Annotated in this window: 17 protein-coding genes; 16 read left to right on the forward strand and 1 reads right to left on the reverse strand. The window is 60.3% G+C overall.

Annotated features, from left to right (window positions below; translation table 11 throughout):
• Positions 1-71 precede the first annotated feature (71 nt).
• The 16 genes from trpB to HMPREF3101_RS11335 all read left to right on the forward strand — a co-directional run bounded on the left by trpB (position 72) and on the right by HMPREF3101_RS11335 (position 14,352).
• The gene (gene trpB, locus HMPREF3101_RS11260; protein WP_070465727.1) at positions 72-1,430 is read left to right on the forward strand and encodes a tryptophan synthase subunit beta; all 1,359 of its coding nucleotides are present in this window, start codon (positions 72-74) and stop codon (positions 1,428-1,430) included.
• Positions 1,431-1,907: 477 nt separating this feature from the next.
• On the forward strand, positions 1,908-2,213 hold the full coding sequence (gene rpsJ, locus HMPREF3101_RS11265; RefSeq protein ID WP_003848085.1) for a 30S ribosomal protein S10: 306 nt from the start codon (positions 1,908-1,910) through the stop codon (positions 2,211-2,213).
• A 14-nt stretch (positions 2,214-2,227) separates the two neighbouring features.
• Positions 2,228-2,884 carry a 50S ribosomal protein L3 gene (rplC, locus tag HMPREF3101_RS11270; RefSeq protein ID WP_070465729.1) on the forward strand — a complete coding sequence of 219 codons (657 nt, stop codon included), beginning with the start codon at positions 2,228-2,230 and terminating at the stop codon, positions 2,882-2,884.
• Positions 2,881-3,561, forward strand: coding sequence for a 50S ribosomal protein L4 (rplD, locus tag HMPREF3101_RS11275; protein WP_052205398.1), 681 nt, complete (start codon positions 2,881-2,883; stop codon positions 3,559-3,561). Before rplC ends, rplD begins: the two co-directional genes overlap by 4 nt.
• Entirely contained in the window at positions 3,562-3,867 is a 306-nt protein-coding gene (rplW, locus tag HMPREF3101_RS11280; protein WP_070465732.1) for a 50S ribosomal protein L23, read from the forward strand.
• A gap of 41 nt (positions 3,868-3,908) precedes the next feature.
• Positions 3,909-4,745: a 50S ribosomal protein L2 gene (gene rplB / locus HMPREF3101_RS11285; RefSeq protein ID WP_070465734.1), complete on the forward strand. Its 837-nt coding sequence runs from the start codon at positions 3,909-3,911 to the stop codon at positions 4,743-4,745.
• A 16-nt stretch (positions 4,746-4,761) separates the two neighbouring features.
• A complete protein-coding gene (gene rpsS, locus HMPREF3101_RS11290) occupies positions 4,762-5,037 on the forward strand; it encodes a 30S ribosomal protein S19 (RefSeq protein WP_052205395.1) in 276 nt (91 codons plus the stop codon).
• A gap of 3 nt (positions 5,038-5,040) precedes the next feature.
• On the forward strand, positions 5,041-5,400 hold the full coding sequence (gene rplV / locus HMPREF3101_RS11295; RefSeq protein ID WP_052205394.1) for a 50S ribosomal protein L22: 360 nt from the start codon (positions 5,041-5,043) through the stop codon (positions 5,398-5,400).
• Entirely contained in the window at positions 5,400-6,152 is a 753-nt protein-coding gene (gene rpsC / locus HMPREF3101_RS11300) for a 30S ribosomal protein S3 (RefSeq protein ID WP_052205393.1), read from the forward strand. Before rplV ends, rpsC begins: the two co-directional genes overlap by 1 nt.
• Before the next feature lie 2 nt (positions 6,153-6,154).
• A complete protein-coding gene (gene rplP / locus HMPREF3101_RS11305) occupies positions 6,155-6,571 on the forward strand; it encodes a 50S ribosomal protein L16 (protein WP_070465737.1) in 417 nt (138 codons plus the stop codon).
• A complete protein-coding gene (rpmC, locus tag HMPREF3101_RS11310; protein WP_052205391.1) occupies positions 6,571-6,810 on the forward strand; it encodes a 50S ribosomal protein L29 in 240 nt (79 codons plus the stop codon). The genes rplP and rpmC overlap by 1 nt, the downstream gene beginning before the upstream one ends.
• Before the next feature lie 2 nt (positions 6,811-6,812).
• Positions 6,813-7,133: a 30S ribosomal protein S17 gene (gene rpsQ, locus HMPREF3101_RS11315; RefSeq protein ID WP_070465740.1), complete on the forward strand. Its 321-nt coding sequence runs from the start codon at positions 6,813-6,815 to the stop codon at positions 7,131-7,133.
• A gap of 219 nt (positions 7,134-7,352) precedes the next feature.
• Positions 7,353-9,443, forward strand: coding sequence for a PhoX family protein (locus HMPREF3101_RS11320; RefSeq protein ID WP_070465743.1), 2,091 nt, complete (start codon positions 7,353-7,355; stop codon positions 9,441-9,443).
• Between the two features lie 88 nt (positions 9,444-9,531).
• Positions 9,532-11,406, forward strand: coding sequence for a glutamine--fructose-6-phosphate transaminase (isomerizing) (glmS, locus tag HMPREF3101_RS11325; protein ID WP_070465746.1), 1,875 nt, complete (start codon positions 9,532-9,534; stop codon positions 11,404-11,406).
• Between the two features lie 39 nt (positions 11,407-11,445).
• Positions 11,446-13,098 (forward strand): HlyD family efflux transporter periplasmic adaptor subunit, encoded by a 1,653-nt coding sequence (locus HMPREF3101_RS11330; RefSeq protein ID WP_141737455.1) that lies wholly within the window; start codon positions 11,446-11,448, stop codon positions 13,096-13,098.
• Entirely contained in the window at positions 13,099-14,352 is a 1,254-nt protein-coding gene (locus HMPREF3101_RS11335; RefSeq protein ID WP_070465750.1) for an ABC transporter permease, read from the forward strand.
• 193 nt (positions 14,353-14,545) lie between these two features.
• Here HMPREF3101_RS11335 and HMPREF3101_RS11340 read toward each other — a convergent pair.
• Positions 14,546-15,019: Fic family protein (locus tag HMPREF3101_RS11340; protein WP_210386202.1), on the reverse strand; the 474-nt coding region annotated here is incomplete at its 5' end.

Genomic DNA, 15,019 nt, shown 5'->3' on the forward strand with positions numbered 1-15,019 from the left:
GGATTGGTGTACCTGCTCAACCCTACCCGTTTAGCCCCGCTGGGCGCTGGGCTCATGCATAATACGGGTTCATGACGCAGGACATTCGCAAGACGCTTATCAGCGCATACTTCGGTGAATTTGGTGGACAGTATGTACCGGAGTCGTTGTACCCGGTTTTAGATGAGTTGGAGCAGGCGTTCGTTGATGCTCGGCATGATGAGGAGTTTCTGGCCGAGCTTGCAGAGTTGCAGGCCAAATATCTGGGGCGTCCAACCCCGGTCTATGAGTGCCTGAACTTGCCGCGCTCCGCTGCAACGGGCAAGAAGATTGACAACGTCCGTCTGTTTTTAAAGCGTGAGGACCTGGCGCACGGCGGCGCGCACAAGGGCAACCAAGTGTTGGCGCAGGCTCTGATTGCCAAGCGCCTAGGTAAGCGTCGTCTGATTGCTGAGACGGGTGCGGGCCAGCACGGCACCGCTACCGCCATGGTGGCAGCGCTGTTGGGCATGGAGTGCGTTATTTATATGGGCGCGCAGGATGTTGCGCGCCAGCAGCCAAATGTTCGCCGTATGCGTCTGATGGGGGCGAAGGTCTCGCCGGTGACCAATGAGGACGGCGGTTCTATGTCGAATGCGATTGATGTTGCGCTGGGGGACTGGTTGGAGAACCTTTCCACGACACACTACGTGCTGGGTTCGGCCTGCGGCCCGCACCCGTTCCCGACGTTGGTGAAGGAATTCCAGGCTGTTATTTCGCGCGAGTCGCGTGAGCAGATGTTGGCTGAGACTGGCCGTTTGCCGGATGCGGTGATCGCGGCGGTGGGCGGTGGCTCAAACGCCATTGGTGCGTTTGCGCAGTACTTGGAGGATCAGCCGGGCAATGACAAGGTGCGCCTGATCGGTGTGGAGCCTTCGGGGGAGGGCCTGGACACTAACAAGCATGGCGCGCCGTTGGCTCACGGCAAGATTGGCTTTCTCCACGGTTCTCGATCCTTTGTGGTCACTGACCAGGATGGTGAGCTGATGGATGAGTCCCACTCGGTGTCTGCCGGTTTGGATTACCCGGGCGTTGGTCCGCAGCATGCGTATCTGAAGCAGACGGGCCGCGCGGAGTACGTGGTGGCATCCGATGTGGAGGCGTTGCAGGCGTTTCGTATCCTCGCGCGTTATGAGGGAATCATTCCTGCCCTTGAGTCTTCCCACGCGTTGGCACACGCGCTGCGGATGGCCGAGGAGGCTGAGGGCACCGGTGAGGAGCTGAACTTGTTGGTCAACCTTTCCGGCCGCGGTGACAAGGATATGGATTACGTGTTCAATATTCTGGGTGATCAGATTTTTGAGGATCCGTATGAGTCGCCTGTGGCAGATATTAAGGTCACCGAGGTGCTGGCGCAGATGACTTCTGCTTCCAATGAGCGGGAGGCGGACAACGCGGTTTCGCACCATTAGGGAGCTTTTGCTTATCGACGCCACCCCGTCCACTTTCTTACGTGCGACGGGGGTTTGCCTTCTTGTGGCCTTTGTGTTTAAATACTCGGGTTGCTTTGACATGGCACGCTGTAAAAGGCGGGCGATGGTGAGGTAACCATGACACCTTCACCGGGAAGGGGCCATGGCAAATAAACAGCGGCAGTACGCGAAGAGTCACGCACCCTTCCGAGTCTGACACCCACGTCTTATATGTCTTACATGTAGGCGCGGGGAAAGCACTGGAGACGTACGCGAGCAGTTTGTTGCACGCCCGTCCTAACTTTCTGAAGTGTCATGACAGTCAATTACAAGACACTGGCGTTGAGCCAAGGGCCCAGCCCGGACAACGTTATAGAGAAACTAGAAGCTACAACCCCACCGCTTCGCTCTCGTTTCACTTCGTTCAACTTCGAGCGAAGCGAGAGTTGAACGTGGGGATGCGAGGAAGAGGTAAGCGTGGCGGGACAGAAGATCCGCATCAGGCTCAAGGCCTACGATCATGAGGCGATCGACGCATCCGCGAAGAAGATCGTTGAGACGGTCACCCGCACGGGTGCCCGCGTCGTAGGGCCGGTGCCGTTGCCCACTGAAAAGAACGTGTACGCCGTCATTCGTTCTCCGCACAAGTACAAGGATTCTCGCGAGCACTTCGAGATGCGCACCCACAAGCGCCTCATCGATATTCTCGATCCGACGCCGAAGACCGTCGACGCGCTTATGCGCATTGACCTTCCGGCCAGCGTTGACGTGAACATCCAGTAAGCAGGAGAACTGAAATGTCTGACAACCAGATGAAGGGCATTCTGGGCAAGAAGATCGGCATGACCCAGATCTTCGACGAGGACAACCGTGTTATCCCGGTCACCGTCGTCGAGGCTGGTCCGTGCGTGGTCACCCAGATCCGTACCCCCGAAATCGATGGCTACTCTGCCATCCAGATCGCCTATGGCGATATTGACCCCCGTAAGACCAAGAAGCCGCAGGCTGGTCACTTCAAGAAGGCCGGTGTGAACCCGCGCCGCCACGTCGTGGAGATCCGCATGGATGACACCTCCGCGTACGAGGTTGGCCAGGAGTTCAACGCCACCATCTTTGATGGTGACTCCTACGTTGACGTGGTCGGCACCACCAAGGGCAAGGGCTACGCTGGCGCCATGAAGCGTCACGGCTTTGCTGGCCAGGGTGCTTCGCACGGTAACCAGGCCGCTCACCGTCGCGTGGGTGGCATCGGTGCATGTGCTACCCCGGGTCGCGTGTTCAAGGGCACGCGTATGGCTGGCCGCATGGGCGGTAACCGCGTTACCACCCAGAACCTGAAGATCCAACGCATCGACGGCGACAACAACCTGATCCTGGTCAAGGGCGCAATCCCTGGCGCTAAGGGCAGCATTGTTACCGTCAAGACCGCAGTGAAGGGCGGTGCTCACGCATGACGAACCTGACGCTTGACGTCCACACCGCTGATGGCAAGACCAACGGCTCCGTTGAGCTTCCGGCAGAGTTTTTTGACCGCGAGGCATCTATTCCCCTGATGCACCAGGTTGTAATTGCACAGCTGGCTGCAGCACGTCAGGGTACGCACGCAACGAAGACCCGTGGCATGGTTTCCGGCGGCGGCAAGAAGCCGTTCCGCCAGAAGGGCACCGGCCGTGCTCGCCAGGGCTCGACCCGTGCTCCGCACTTCACCGGTGGTGGCACCGTCCACGGTCCGCAGCCGCGTTCCTACGCACAGCGGACCCCGAAGAAGATGATCAAGGCTGCTCTGGCAGGTGCACTGACGGATCGTGCTCGCAACGAGCGCATCCACGTTGTGGAGGACCTGGTCCCTGGCCAGAACCCGTCCACCAAGTCTGCACGTGCTTTCATCGAGCGCCTGACCGACCGTAAGTCTGTTCTGCTGGTCCTGGGCAGCGACGATGTGAATTCCCGTCTTTCCGCAAGGAACCTGCCGGGCGTGCACGTTATCGCTCCGTCCATGCTGAACACCTACGACGTCCTGAATGCAGATGACGTTGTGTTCTCGGTCGAAGCACTGCACACCTTCATCAACCGCGGCAACGTCGTGGCTGCACCTGCCGGCGCGGCAGCGACGGCTGAGGAGGAGAAGTAAATGGCTAAGGTTGCGAATCCGCGCGACATCATCATCGCTCCGGTCCTCTCTGAGAAGACCTACACGCTGATGGAGCAGAACACGTACACGTTCTTCGTGGACCCGTCTGCTAACAAGACCCAGATCAAGATTGCCGTGGAAGAGATCTTCGGCGTTGACGTTGCTTCGGTGAACACCGCCAACCGTGAGGGCAAGCGTAAGCGCTCCCGCACCGGCTTTGGTAAGCGTAAGGACACCAAGCGCGCCTACGTCACTCTCCGCGAGGGCAGCGACTCCATCGACATCTTCGGCGGTGCGACGGCCTAAGGCCATCGTTCGTGTGAAGAGACGATAGAAAAGGACAAACTATGGCTATTCGTAAGTACAAGCCGACAACCCCGGGTCGCCGCAACAGCTCCGTTTCCGAGTTCGAGGAGATTACCCGCTCCACGCCGGAGAAGTCCCTGCTGCGCCCGCTCCCGAAGAAGGGTGGCCGCAATACTCACGGCCACATCACCACTCGTCACCGCGGCGGCGGCCACAAGCGTCGCTACCGCGTGATTGACTTCCGTCGTTCTGACAAGGACGGCGTGCTGGCAAAGGTTGCTCACATCGAGTACGACCCGAACCGCACCGCAAACATTGCACTGCTGCACTACTACGACGGCGAGAAGCGCTACATCATCGCGCCGAAGGGCCTGAAGCAGGGCACCGTTGTGGAGTCGGGCCCGAACGCCGACATCAAGGTTGGCAACAACCTGCCGCTGCGCAACATCCCGACCGGTACGACCATCCACGCTGTGGAGCTCAAGCCGGGCGCTGGTGCAAAGCTGGCTCGTTCCGCAGGTGCTTCCATCCAGCTGCTGGGTAAGGAAGGCAACTACGCAGTGCTGCGTATGCCGTCTTCTGAAATCCGCCGCGTGGACATCCGCTGCCGCGCAACCGTTGGTGAGGTCGGCAACGCTGACCAGATCAACATTCGCTGGGGTAAGGCCGGCCGTATGCGCTGGAAGGGCTGGCGCCCGACCGTGCGTGGTGTGGTTATGAACCCGGTTGATCACCCGCACGGTGGTGGTGAAGGTAAGACCTCTGGTGGTCGCCACCCGGTGAGCCCGTGGGGCCAGAAGGAAGGCCGCACCCGCAACCCGAACCGTTACTCGAACAACATGATTGTGCGCCGCCGTCGCACCAAGAAGAAGCGCTAAGAGGAGGTAAGACAACATGCCACGTAGCCTGAAGAAGGGCCCGTTCGTCGATGAGCACCTCCTCAACAAGGTGGACGCTCAGAACGAGGCCGGCACCAAGCAGGTCATCAAGACCTGGTCTCGCCGTTCAACCATTCTCCCTGACTTCATCGGTCACACTTTCGCCGTTCACGACGGTCGTAAGCACGTTCCGGTGTTTGTCGACGAGTCCATGGTTGGTCACAAGCTCGGCGAGTTTGCACCCACCAAGACCTTTAAGGGTCACGTCAAGGAAACGAAGGGACGTCGATAAGCAATGGCTGACACCATCACCACTGCATCCGCGACGGCCAAGTTCGTGCGCACTTCCCCGATGAAGGCCCGCCGCGTGCTGGCTCTCGTCCGCGGCAAGTCTGTTGCTGAGGCTCTCGCGATCCTGAAGTACGCGCCGCAGGAAGCCGCTAAGCCGGTTGCCAAGGTCGTCGCTTCTGCCGCGGCCAACGCCGAGAACAACTTCGGCTTGGATCCGCGCACCCTGGTTATCGCAGAGTGCTACGCAAATGAGGGTCCGACCATGCGTCGTTACCAGCCGCGTGCACAGGGCCGCGCTTTCCAGATCCGTAAGCGCACCTCCCACATCACTGTTGTCGTCGAGTCCAAGGAAGAGGCGAACTAATGGGTCAGAAAATCCACCCCCACGGCCTACGCCTGGGTATCACTTCCGATTGGAAGTCCCACTGGTACGCCGACAAGAACTACGCCGACTACGTCGCTGAGGACATCAAGATCCGCGAGTTCTTCCAGAACAACCTGGAGCGCGCAGGCATCTCCGATGTCGTCATCGAGCGCACCCGCGACCGCGTTCGCGTGGACATTCACACCGCCCGCCCGGGCATTGTGATTGGCCGCCGCGGCGCTGAGGCTGACCGCATCCGCCGCGAGCTGGAGAAGCTCACCGGCAAGATGGTTGCGCTGAACATCCTCGAGGTCAAAAACGTCGACGCTGACGCGACCCTGGTCGCACAGTCCATCGCAGAGCAGCTTGTCAACCGTGTGGCATTCCGCCGTGCGATGCGCAAGGCTATCCAGTCTGCGATGCGCAACCCGCAGGTCAAGGGCATCAAGGTTCTGTGCTCTGGCCGTCTGGGCGGCGCCGAAATGTCCCGTGTTGAGCGCTACCACGAGGGCCGTGTGCCGCTGCACACCCTTCGTGCGGAGATTGACTACGGCACGGCTGAAGCACACACCACCTTTGGCGTCATCGGCGTCAAGGTGTGGATCTACAAGGGCGATGTCGTAGGTGGCGTCCGCGAGTCCGAGCTCAATGCGCCGAGCAACGAGCGTCGTGGCCGTGGCGACCGCGATCGTCGTCCGCGCCGCGGTGGCCAGCGCCGCCAGCAGCGCGCCGAGCAGAAGCAGGAGGGCTAAGCATGCTTATTCCTAAGCGCGTGAAGTACCGCCGCCAGCACCGCCCGACCCGTTCCGGCGTGTCCAAGGGTGGCAACAAGATCAACTTTGGTGACTACGCCCTGCAGGCTCTTGAGCCGGCCTACATCACCAACCGCCAGATCGAGTCCGCTCGTATCGCTATCAACCGCCACGTTAAGCGTGGTGGCAAGGTCTGGATCAACATCTTCCCGGACCGTCCGCTGACCCAGAAACCGCTCGGCGTGCGTATGGGTTCCGGTAAGGGTCCGGTTGAGAAGTGGGTGGCCAACGTTAAGCCTGGCCGCGTCCTTTTCGAGATGTCCTACCCGAACGAGGAGACTGCAATGGAAGCTCTGCGCCGCGCTGGCGCCAAGCTGCCGTGCAAGACTCGCGTGATCAAGAAGGAGGACCTGTTCTAATGGCTGCTGGTACCCCCGCATCCGAATTCCGCGAGCTCAACGATGATGAGCTGCGTACCCGCCTGACCGAGGCAAAGGAAGAGCTGTTCAACCTGCGCTTCCAGCTTGCCACTGGCCAGCTGACCAACAACCGCCGCATCTCCACGGTGAAGCGCGACATTGCTCGCATCTACACGGTGCTGCGCGAGCGTGAGCTCGGCCTGTCCGTTGTACCCGAGTCTGCAGGAGCTGAGGCATAACCATGACTGAGGCAAACGTGACTGAGAAGAACACCGGCAAGGGCCCGAAGCACACTGAGGCTAAGCCGAAGGAGAAGGGCCTGCAGAAGCGCCGCCGCGGCTACGTCGTGTCCGACAAGATGGACAAGACGATCGTGGTGGAGGTTGAGGATCGTAAGTCCCACGCTCTGTACGGCAAGATTGTGCGTACCACCAAGCGCGTGAAGGCTCACGATGAGACGAACTCCGCCGGCGTCGGCGATCTCGTCCGCATCGAGGAGACCCGCCCGCTGTCCAAGGACAAGCACTTCCGTCTCATTGAGATCATTGAGAAGGCTCGCTAGTTCCTAGCTAGTTTCTAGCGCCAAAGGCCGCACCCCCGCACTTCCGGGTGGTGCGGCTTTTTGCATTTTGCTTATCGACGCCTAACGTCCCCGGGCAGCCAAAAAGTTCAGCAACTGTTTACCTGGACTTCCCCGGTTGGTTAGGTAGCGGAAATAACGTTTGCAGCGTTTGTGACCGCTAGCAATCATCGCTACCAACGTTTCTTAGGGGAGACCACAATGTCCATTTTGGGTAAGAATCTTTTCCACTCCAAGCGCTCCAGCCTGACCTGCACCTACAAGTGCGGCAATGCGTGTGCAGGTGAATGCACCAACGAATCCGATAACCCGTACTTCGGTGACATTATGTCGCGTCGTGGTGTGTTGAAGGCCTTCGGCGCTTCCACCGTGGCGTTCGGCGGTACCGCCGTGCTGGTTGCCTGTGGCGGTGAGGGCGATGCGGGTACGCAAACCCAGGCCGCAACCCCCACGTCCGGCACGGACGCCGCGGCTGCAATGATCACCCCGGTTGCAGGCATGCGCTTTGAAAGTGTTGCGCCGAACGAATTGGACGAGGTTGTCGTCCCGGCGGGCTACGCCACCTCGGTGCTGATCGCGTGGGGTGATCCGGTCTATGAGGATGCCCCGGAGTTTGATCCGAACAACCAGACTGCTGCAGCCGCTGCCCGCCAGTTCGGCTTCAACAATGACTTCGCTGGTTTGATGGAGCACCCGACTGACAAGAATCGTATGGTTTATGTCTGCTCGCACGAGTACTCCACGGAGCCGCAGATGCTGCCGAACTACGATCCGGAGAACCCGACGGACGAGCAGATCAACATCGGTATTGTCAGCCACGGCCACACCATCCTTGAGGTCTCGCGCGACGAGAAGACCGGCGAGCTGACCCGCGAGTTTGGCCCGCTGAACCGCCGCATCACCGGTGAGACAGAGTTCAAGATTGTCGGCCCGGCTGCCGGCCACGACCTGCTGAAGACGTCTGTGGATCCGACTGGTACCAAGGTATTCGGCACCTTTAACAACTGTTCCGGCGGCGTGACCCCGTGGGGCACCTTCTTGTCTGGTGAGGAAAACATTGACCAGTACTGGGCCAATGCAAAGGCTGTGACCGGGGAGCGCCCAGCGGCTGATGTGAAGCGCTTCGGTGTGCCGGAGGAGGCGTCGGAACGTAAGTGGGAGCGCCTGCACGACCGCTTTGACCTGGCGAAGGAGCCGAACGAGTTCAACCGTTTCGGTTACCTGGTGGAGATCAACCCGTATGACCCAGAGTCCATTCCGGTGAAGCACACGGCTTTGGGACGTTTCAAGCACGAAGCTGGCAACATCCACGTCACCGAGGACGGCACCGTGGTCTGCTACTCCGGCGATGACGCTCGTTTTGAGTACATCTACAAGTTCGTCTCCTCCAAAAAGATCAAGGAGGGCGATGTTGCACACAACATGACCATCCTGGATGAGGGCACGCTTTACGTTGCCAACCTGGAGGGCAACTCCCCGCAAGGCGAGATCACCGGGGATGGCGACCTGCCTGCGGACGGTGAGTTTGACGGCACCGGCACGTGGATCCCGTTGTTGACCGCGCACGCGGACGGCACCGCTGAATCCCACGTTGATGACTTCACCGGTGAGGAGGTTGCCATCTACACCCGCCTTGCTGCGGATGAAGTTGGCGCAACCAAGATGGACCGCCCGGAGGACTTCGAGGTCAACCCGGTTACCGGCAAGGTGTACCTATCGCTGACTAACAACAAGTACCGCGGCGCAACCGGTGAGAATGAGAAGAAGAGCAAGGAAGACGTCACCGAGTACGCCCCGATCCGCGAAAACAAGAACGGCCTGGTCATGGAGCTTGTAGATGACCATGCTGGCACTGACTTCTCCTGGAACCTCCTGCTGGTCTGTGGTGACCCGGAGGCGGCATCCACCTACTTCAGCGGTTTCCCGAAGGAGCAGGTTTCCCCGATCTCTTGCCCGGACAACATCGCGTTTGATTCCCACGGCAACCTGTGGATTTCTACCGACGGCAACGCGCTCGGTTCTAACGATGGCCTCTACGCCATCGGCCTGGAGGGTGAAAACCGTGGCCAAACCAAGTGCTTCCTCACGGTCCCGTACGCTGCGGAGACCTGTGGTCCGATTGTGACGGACCAGTTGGTGCTGGTGAACGTGCAGCACCCGGGTGAGGCAGATGACGCTACCTTTGAAAACCCGGCCTCCCACTGGCCGGATGGCGGTACCTCGGTTCCGCGCCCGGCTGTGGCGCAGGTGTTTCGTGCGGACGGTCAGATGATTGGTATGCAAAAGGCGTAACTTCACGGCAAATCTTCATCAACCCCGCAGGAGATCGAGAGAGGTCTGCTGTGGGGTTTGTGGCTTTTTGCCGTTAAAATTTTGAACTATGTGTGGAATCGTTGGGTATGTCGGCGCTGCGAACAACAGTGAACGCGACGCAAAAACTGTCATTATTGAGGGCCTTCGCAGGCTGGAGTACCGTGGCTACGACTCGGCTGGTGTTGCTGTTGCCGCAGGTGGGAGCATTGAATGCCGGAAGAAAGCCGGCAAGGTGGCTGACTTGGAGGCAGAAATTGCCGCCGCGCCACTGGACGCTTCTCACTTGGGGATTGGGCACACTCGCTGGGCCACGCATGGTGGTCCGACCGACGCAAACGCACACCCGCATGTGGTTGGCGGCGGCGCGCTGGCAGTGGTGCACAACGGCATCATCGAGAACTTTGCGCAGCTGAAGGCGGAGCTCACGCAGAAGGGCTACACCTTTGTCTCCGACACAGACACTGAGGTAGCAGGCACGCTGCTGCTGGAGGTCTACAACACGGAGGCGAACGGGGATCTCACCCGGGCGATGCAGCTGACCGCACAGCGCCTGGAGGGTGCGTTTACCCTGCTGGCAATCCACGCGGATCACCCGGACCGGATTGTGGCTGCGCGTTGGAACTCCCCGCTGGTGATCGGTGTGGGTGAGGGGGAGCACTTCTTGAGCTCGGACGTGTCTGGCTTCATCGAGTTCACGCGCGACGCAGTGGAGATGGACAACGGCCAGATTGTCACGCTGACTGCGGATGGTTATGAGATCACTGACTTTGACGGTACGGCCTCCCACTCCCAAGGCAAACCGTTCCGCGTGGAATGGGACATCACCGCAGCGGAAAAGGGTGGTTACAACTCCTTCATGGAAAAGGAGATCCACGATCAGCCGGCGGCGATCCGTGACACGCTCTACGGGCGTTTCAACGAGGAGGGCCAGCTGACGCTGGATGAGTTGCGCATTGATGAGTCGCTGCTGCGCTCCATTAACAAGATCATCATTGTGGCGTGCGGTACGGCAGCATATGCCGGGCAGGTGGCGCGCTATGCCATTGAGCACTGGTGCCGTATCCCAACTGAGGTGGAGCTCGCCCACGAGTTCCGTTACCGTGACCCGATTGTCACAGAGCACACGCTGGTGGTCGCGGTGTCCCAATCGGGTGAGACCATGGACACACTGATGGCGGTGCGTCACGCCCGTGAGCAGGGTGCAAAGGTCATTGCGATCTGCAATACGGTGGGTGCTTCGATTCCGAGGGAGTCGGACGCTGTGCTGTACACCTATGCCGGCCCGGAGATTGCCGTGGCGTCTACCAAGGCGTTTATCTCCCAGATTGTGGCCGCCTACCTGCTGGCGCTGTACCTGGCGCAGGTGCGTGGCAACAAGTACGCCGATGAGATCCGCCAGATCATCGACCACCTGGAGGAGATGCCGGAGAAGCTGCAGAACGTTCTGGACAATGAGAACCAGATCAAGCAGCTGGGCAAGGATCTTGCGCAGTCGAAGTCGGTGCTCTTCTTGGGCCGTCACGTGGGCTTCCCAGTGGCGCTGGAGGGTGCGCTGAAGCTCAAGGAGGTGGCGTACCTGCACTCCGAGGGGTTTGCGGCTGGTGAGTTGAAGCACGGCCCGATCGCGCTGGTTGAGGAAGGCCAGCCGGTGTTTATCATCGTGCCGTCCAAGAGTTCGCGCCATAACCTGCACGCCAAGGTGGTCTCCAACATCCAGGAGGTCCGCGCGCGTGGTGCGGTGACCATTGTGATTGCAGAAGATGACGATGAAGACGTGGTGCAGTTTGCTAACCACGTGATCCGCATCCCGGAATCGCCTGGGCTGTTGCAGCCGCTGTTAGCTACGGTTCCGCTGCAGAGTTTTGCCTGTGCCGTGGCGGAAGCTCGCGGTTTGAACGTGGATCAGCCGCGTAATTTGGCTAAGTCTGTGACGGTTGAGTAGGGCTCGGAAAATAATAGCTTCATCTGCTAACCTGACTCCGTGAAACATCAGAAAAGGCTCTTTGGCGCTGCGGTGATGGCAGTGCTTTCAGCGCTGACACTAGCGGCGTGCGGTGGCGGCGCCGCCTCTGTTCCGGAGACGGACACCGTGGTGCTCGCACCGAAGGATGTGGTGGCTAAGGTTTCGGCTGCCGCAGATATTGGTTCGCAGGAAGTGGTGGCACTGACCACCACGCTGACTGGTCCTGTCACTGAGGTTGATGTGCGCATTGGTCAGCCGGTGCAGGAGGGCCAGATTTTGGCGCGGGTGGATACGTCTGGTGCGCAGCGTCAGTTGGATGCGCAGCGTGCGCAGCAGATGTCGTCGGACGTCGCAACGCAAAATGAGCTCCAGCGGGCCCAGCAGCAACTGTCCCAGCAGCAGGATGCTTTGAACCGGGGGCTCAATGGCCGGATCACCCAGGCTGAGGCTGCGCAGCGTGAGGCGCAGCTGCGTTACGACGACACGTTGGCCACCTTCAACCACCAAAAACAGCTCCACGAAGCCGGTTTGACCCCGGAGGCCGTGCAGCAAGCACATGCGGTGGACACGGCGCGCCGGAACGTGACCCTGGCGGGGCTGGATTCCGTGCGTGCGAATGCGGCGAACTTTGTCGCCGCGTTTACGCAGCAGGTTGATGGGATCAGCCCCGTTGTGGGGATTTTGGAGTCTGACCAGCGCTACACGGGCGCACAGCGTGACCTGGATGCGGCGCAGAAGGCGTATGACGCTTCGCTGTTGGGCGTGAATGCGGACTTAGAAGCGAAGCAGCGTGCGGTGGCTCAGGCGTTCCAAGCGAAAAACGACGCCGACATCGCACTTGAGGTCACCCGCCTTGCGGTGCAGCAGGAGATCGACGCGAGCGCGGCGACGGTGGACCAGGCGCAGCGCAGCCTGAATGCTTCGCAGACGGCCGCGGAGGTTGGCCAGAGCCAGCTGCGTGTGGATATTGCATCGGGTGAGGTGCGATCCCCGATCAACGGCGTGGTCACCGAGATGCTTGCGCAGCGCGGCCAGCCGTCCTCGGGCCATTTGGCTACGGTGGCGGATCCGAACCGGCTGATTCTGACCGCCAACGTCAACGAGGTTGACTCCGGCAAGGTGCAGGTTGGCAATGAAGTCACCTTCACCACCCCCAGCAGCGGGTTGAAGCAGTACAAAGGCAAGGTTGTGGACGTCTCTTCGGTGGCTGCACCCGCTCCGGGCGGAGCCGAGGGCGCTGGCCAGGCGCCCGCGCGACCGGAATTCCCGGTGACCATCGAGGTCACCGGTGACACCGAGGGCCTGCGCATCGGCGGCACCGCCAAGGTGCAAATCACCACGGGTACCTCGAAGGCGGCGTTGACTGTGCCTCGTGAAGCGATCATTGATAAAGACGGCACCTACTCCGTGTTGGTGCTTCAGCCTATCGACGGCAGCGATACCGAATTCGAAGTCGCCAGCGCCGATGTCACGCTTGGTCTTGTCACCGACCTGGAAGCCGAGGTACGCGGTCTTGAGGAAGGCACCCGCGTAATCAAGGCCCCGGGGGACTACCGCGAACGCATTGGGCAGCGCGTGACGGTTGGGCCGGCGCTCGACGCGCCAGCGGGGACACCGGTGGAGGAGACGCCGGAGGCGTCGGCAAGCGAAACAAGCCCCGAAGGCGAATAAGTGAACCTGCGTGAAGCGATCCGGCTGGCAGCGACCAGCCTGCGAGCCAACAAGCTGCGCTCCGTGCTCACCCTGCTCGGCGTGATCATCGGCATTGCAGCCGTCGTGGCCATCATGAGCCTAGGCAACGGCATGCAGCAGCAGCTCCAAAGCGATTTTGAGCAGTTTGGTCTTAATGACGTCAACGTCCAAGTCAAAACCCGCCACTCCGAGTCCGACCCCTGGATGTATGAGGACGTCCCCGACGCCTCCCTGATCACACCGGACATGGTGGAGCAGCTGCGCGGGTTCATTGGGCCGAAAGTGCAAGGCATTGCTCTGGAAGCTGGCGGCGAATCCGCCAGGGTGACCCGCGGGCTGAATGAGGGCACGGCTAGCGTCGATTTTGTCAACGCTGACTACATTGAGCTCCAGCGCCACACCATTACCGCCGGTCGTATCTTCACCGAGGACGACATTGTTGGTGACCGCGCTGTGGCCGTGATCTCACCGGAGGTAGTTGACACCTACTTCAACGGCGATCCGGCCTCTGCCATCGGTGCGAGCCTGGACCTTGACGTGGCGGGGCGCTTTGCCTCTTTCCAAGTAGTTGGCGCTTACGGGCGGGCCAAGGCCTCCTCGCCTCTGGTGGGGACCTTCGAGCAGGCATCCATCTACGTGCCCTACACCGCACAATCCCGCCTGAGCGCGAACCCCGTCCAGGGTTTCCGCATGCTGCAGATTCGCACGCTTTCGCCTGATTTGACTGCAGATGTTGCCAGCGACGTCAACACCTGGGCCGAGCAGGCCTACGCGGATGACGCGGACTACGTGGCGCAGGTGTTGGACACCAAGTCTGAGATCGACCAAGTGAACCAAACCATGGCCATGATCAGCCTGGTGATTTCCGCCATTGGCGGGATCTCCTTGCTGGTCGGTGGCATTGGCGTGATGAACATCATGCTGGTGTCTGTTACGGAACGCACCCGCGAAATTGGTGTGCGCATGGCGTTGGGCGCGACGCGCCGGGCGGTACGCACCCAGTTTGTTATTGAGGCGATGATGATCTGTCTACTCGGCGGTGCTTTGGGCGTGCTGCTGGGGGCAGCGCTTGGGATGGCGGGGACTGCCGCCATGGGGTCGGTGGCGCTGCCACCGGTGGGTGCCGTAGTGATTGCGCTGCTGTTCTCGCTGGGGATCGGCCTGTTCTTTGGCTGGTATCCAGCCAACAGGGCGGCGCGCATGAGGCCGATCGAGGCGCTGCGCTACGAGTAGGGCGCTGGTTTTGTAGCGCTGGTTGGGCGCTGGTTGGGATAGTCCTTTCCCGCAGCGTCACGCTTTTAGTGACTAGATGCTCGGTCGGAGCGTTGCAAATCCAAAGCTCAAGCCTCTGACCGAGCATCTACTCACAAAAATGCTGAGGCTCGGCGGGCAGACCATCGGCAGGTGGGCGAGAAGCTTCGGTGCGCTAGGTATCGAAAGACGGCACCCCTGATGTATTCGAGTACCAGGGTTGATCGGGGTAGTTGCGGCGATGCGCCATCATTTTGTGGAAAATCTCCACTGAGCTCACAGCGTCGCGGCTATCTTGCGTCATGCTTAGCATGCGACCGCTCTTCTTCGGCGATAGTTGATCCGATGCAAGGGTTCCCGGGAGGAGAACTTGCGCTAGGTAAGAGGAATCGGTGGTGGCAGCGCCCACATAGCGAGCGGCATGGATTTCGGCAGCGTTGACCTGAGTCCAATCAACAGTCCAACCTGCGCTGCGAAACATTTGATCAAAGAAGAAGCGCTGAGTTCTGGAATTACCATCGAGGAACGGGTGGACTATTGTTAGCTCGCTCCAGTGCTCAGCAACGGTATTTACCGCTGTCGCCTTGTCGTTCCGTGAAACTGGAACTTCGGAGATCGGGCCCGACCCCCGAAAAGTAGACACCATCAA

The sequence above is a fragment of the Corynebacterium sp. HMSC29G08 genome, assembly GCF_001806875.1.
Classification (GTDB): Bacteria; Actinomycetota; Actinomycetes; order Mycobacteriales; family Mycobacteriaceae; genus Corynebacterium.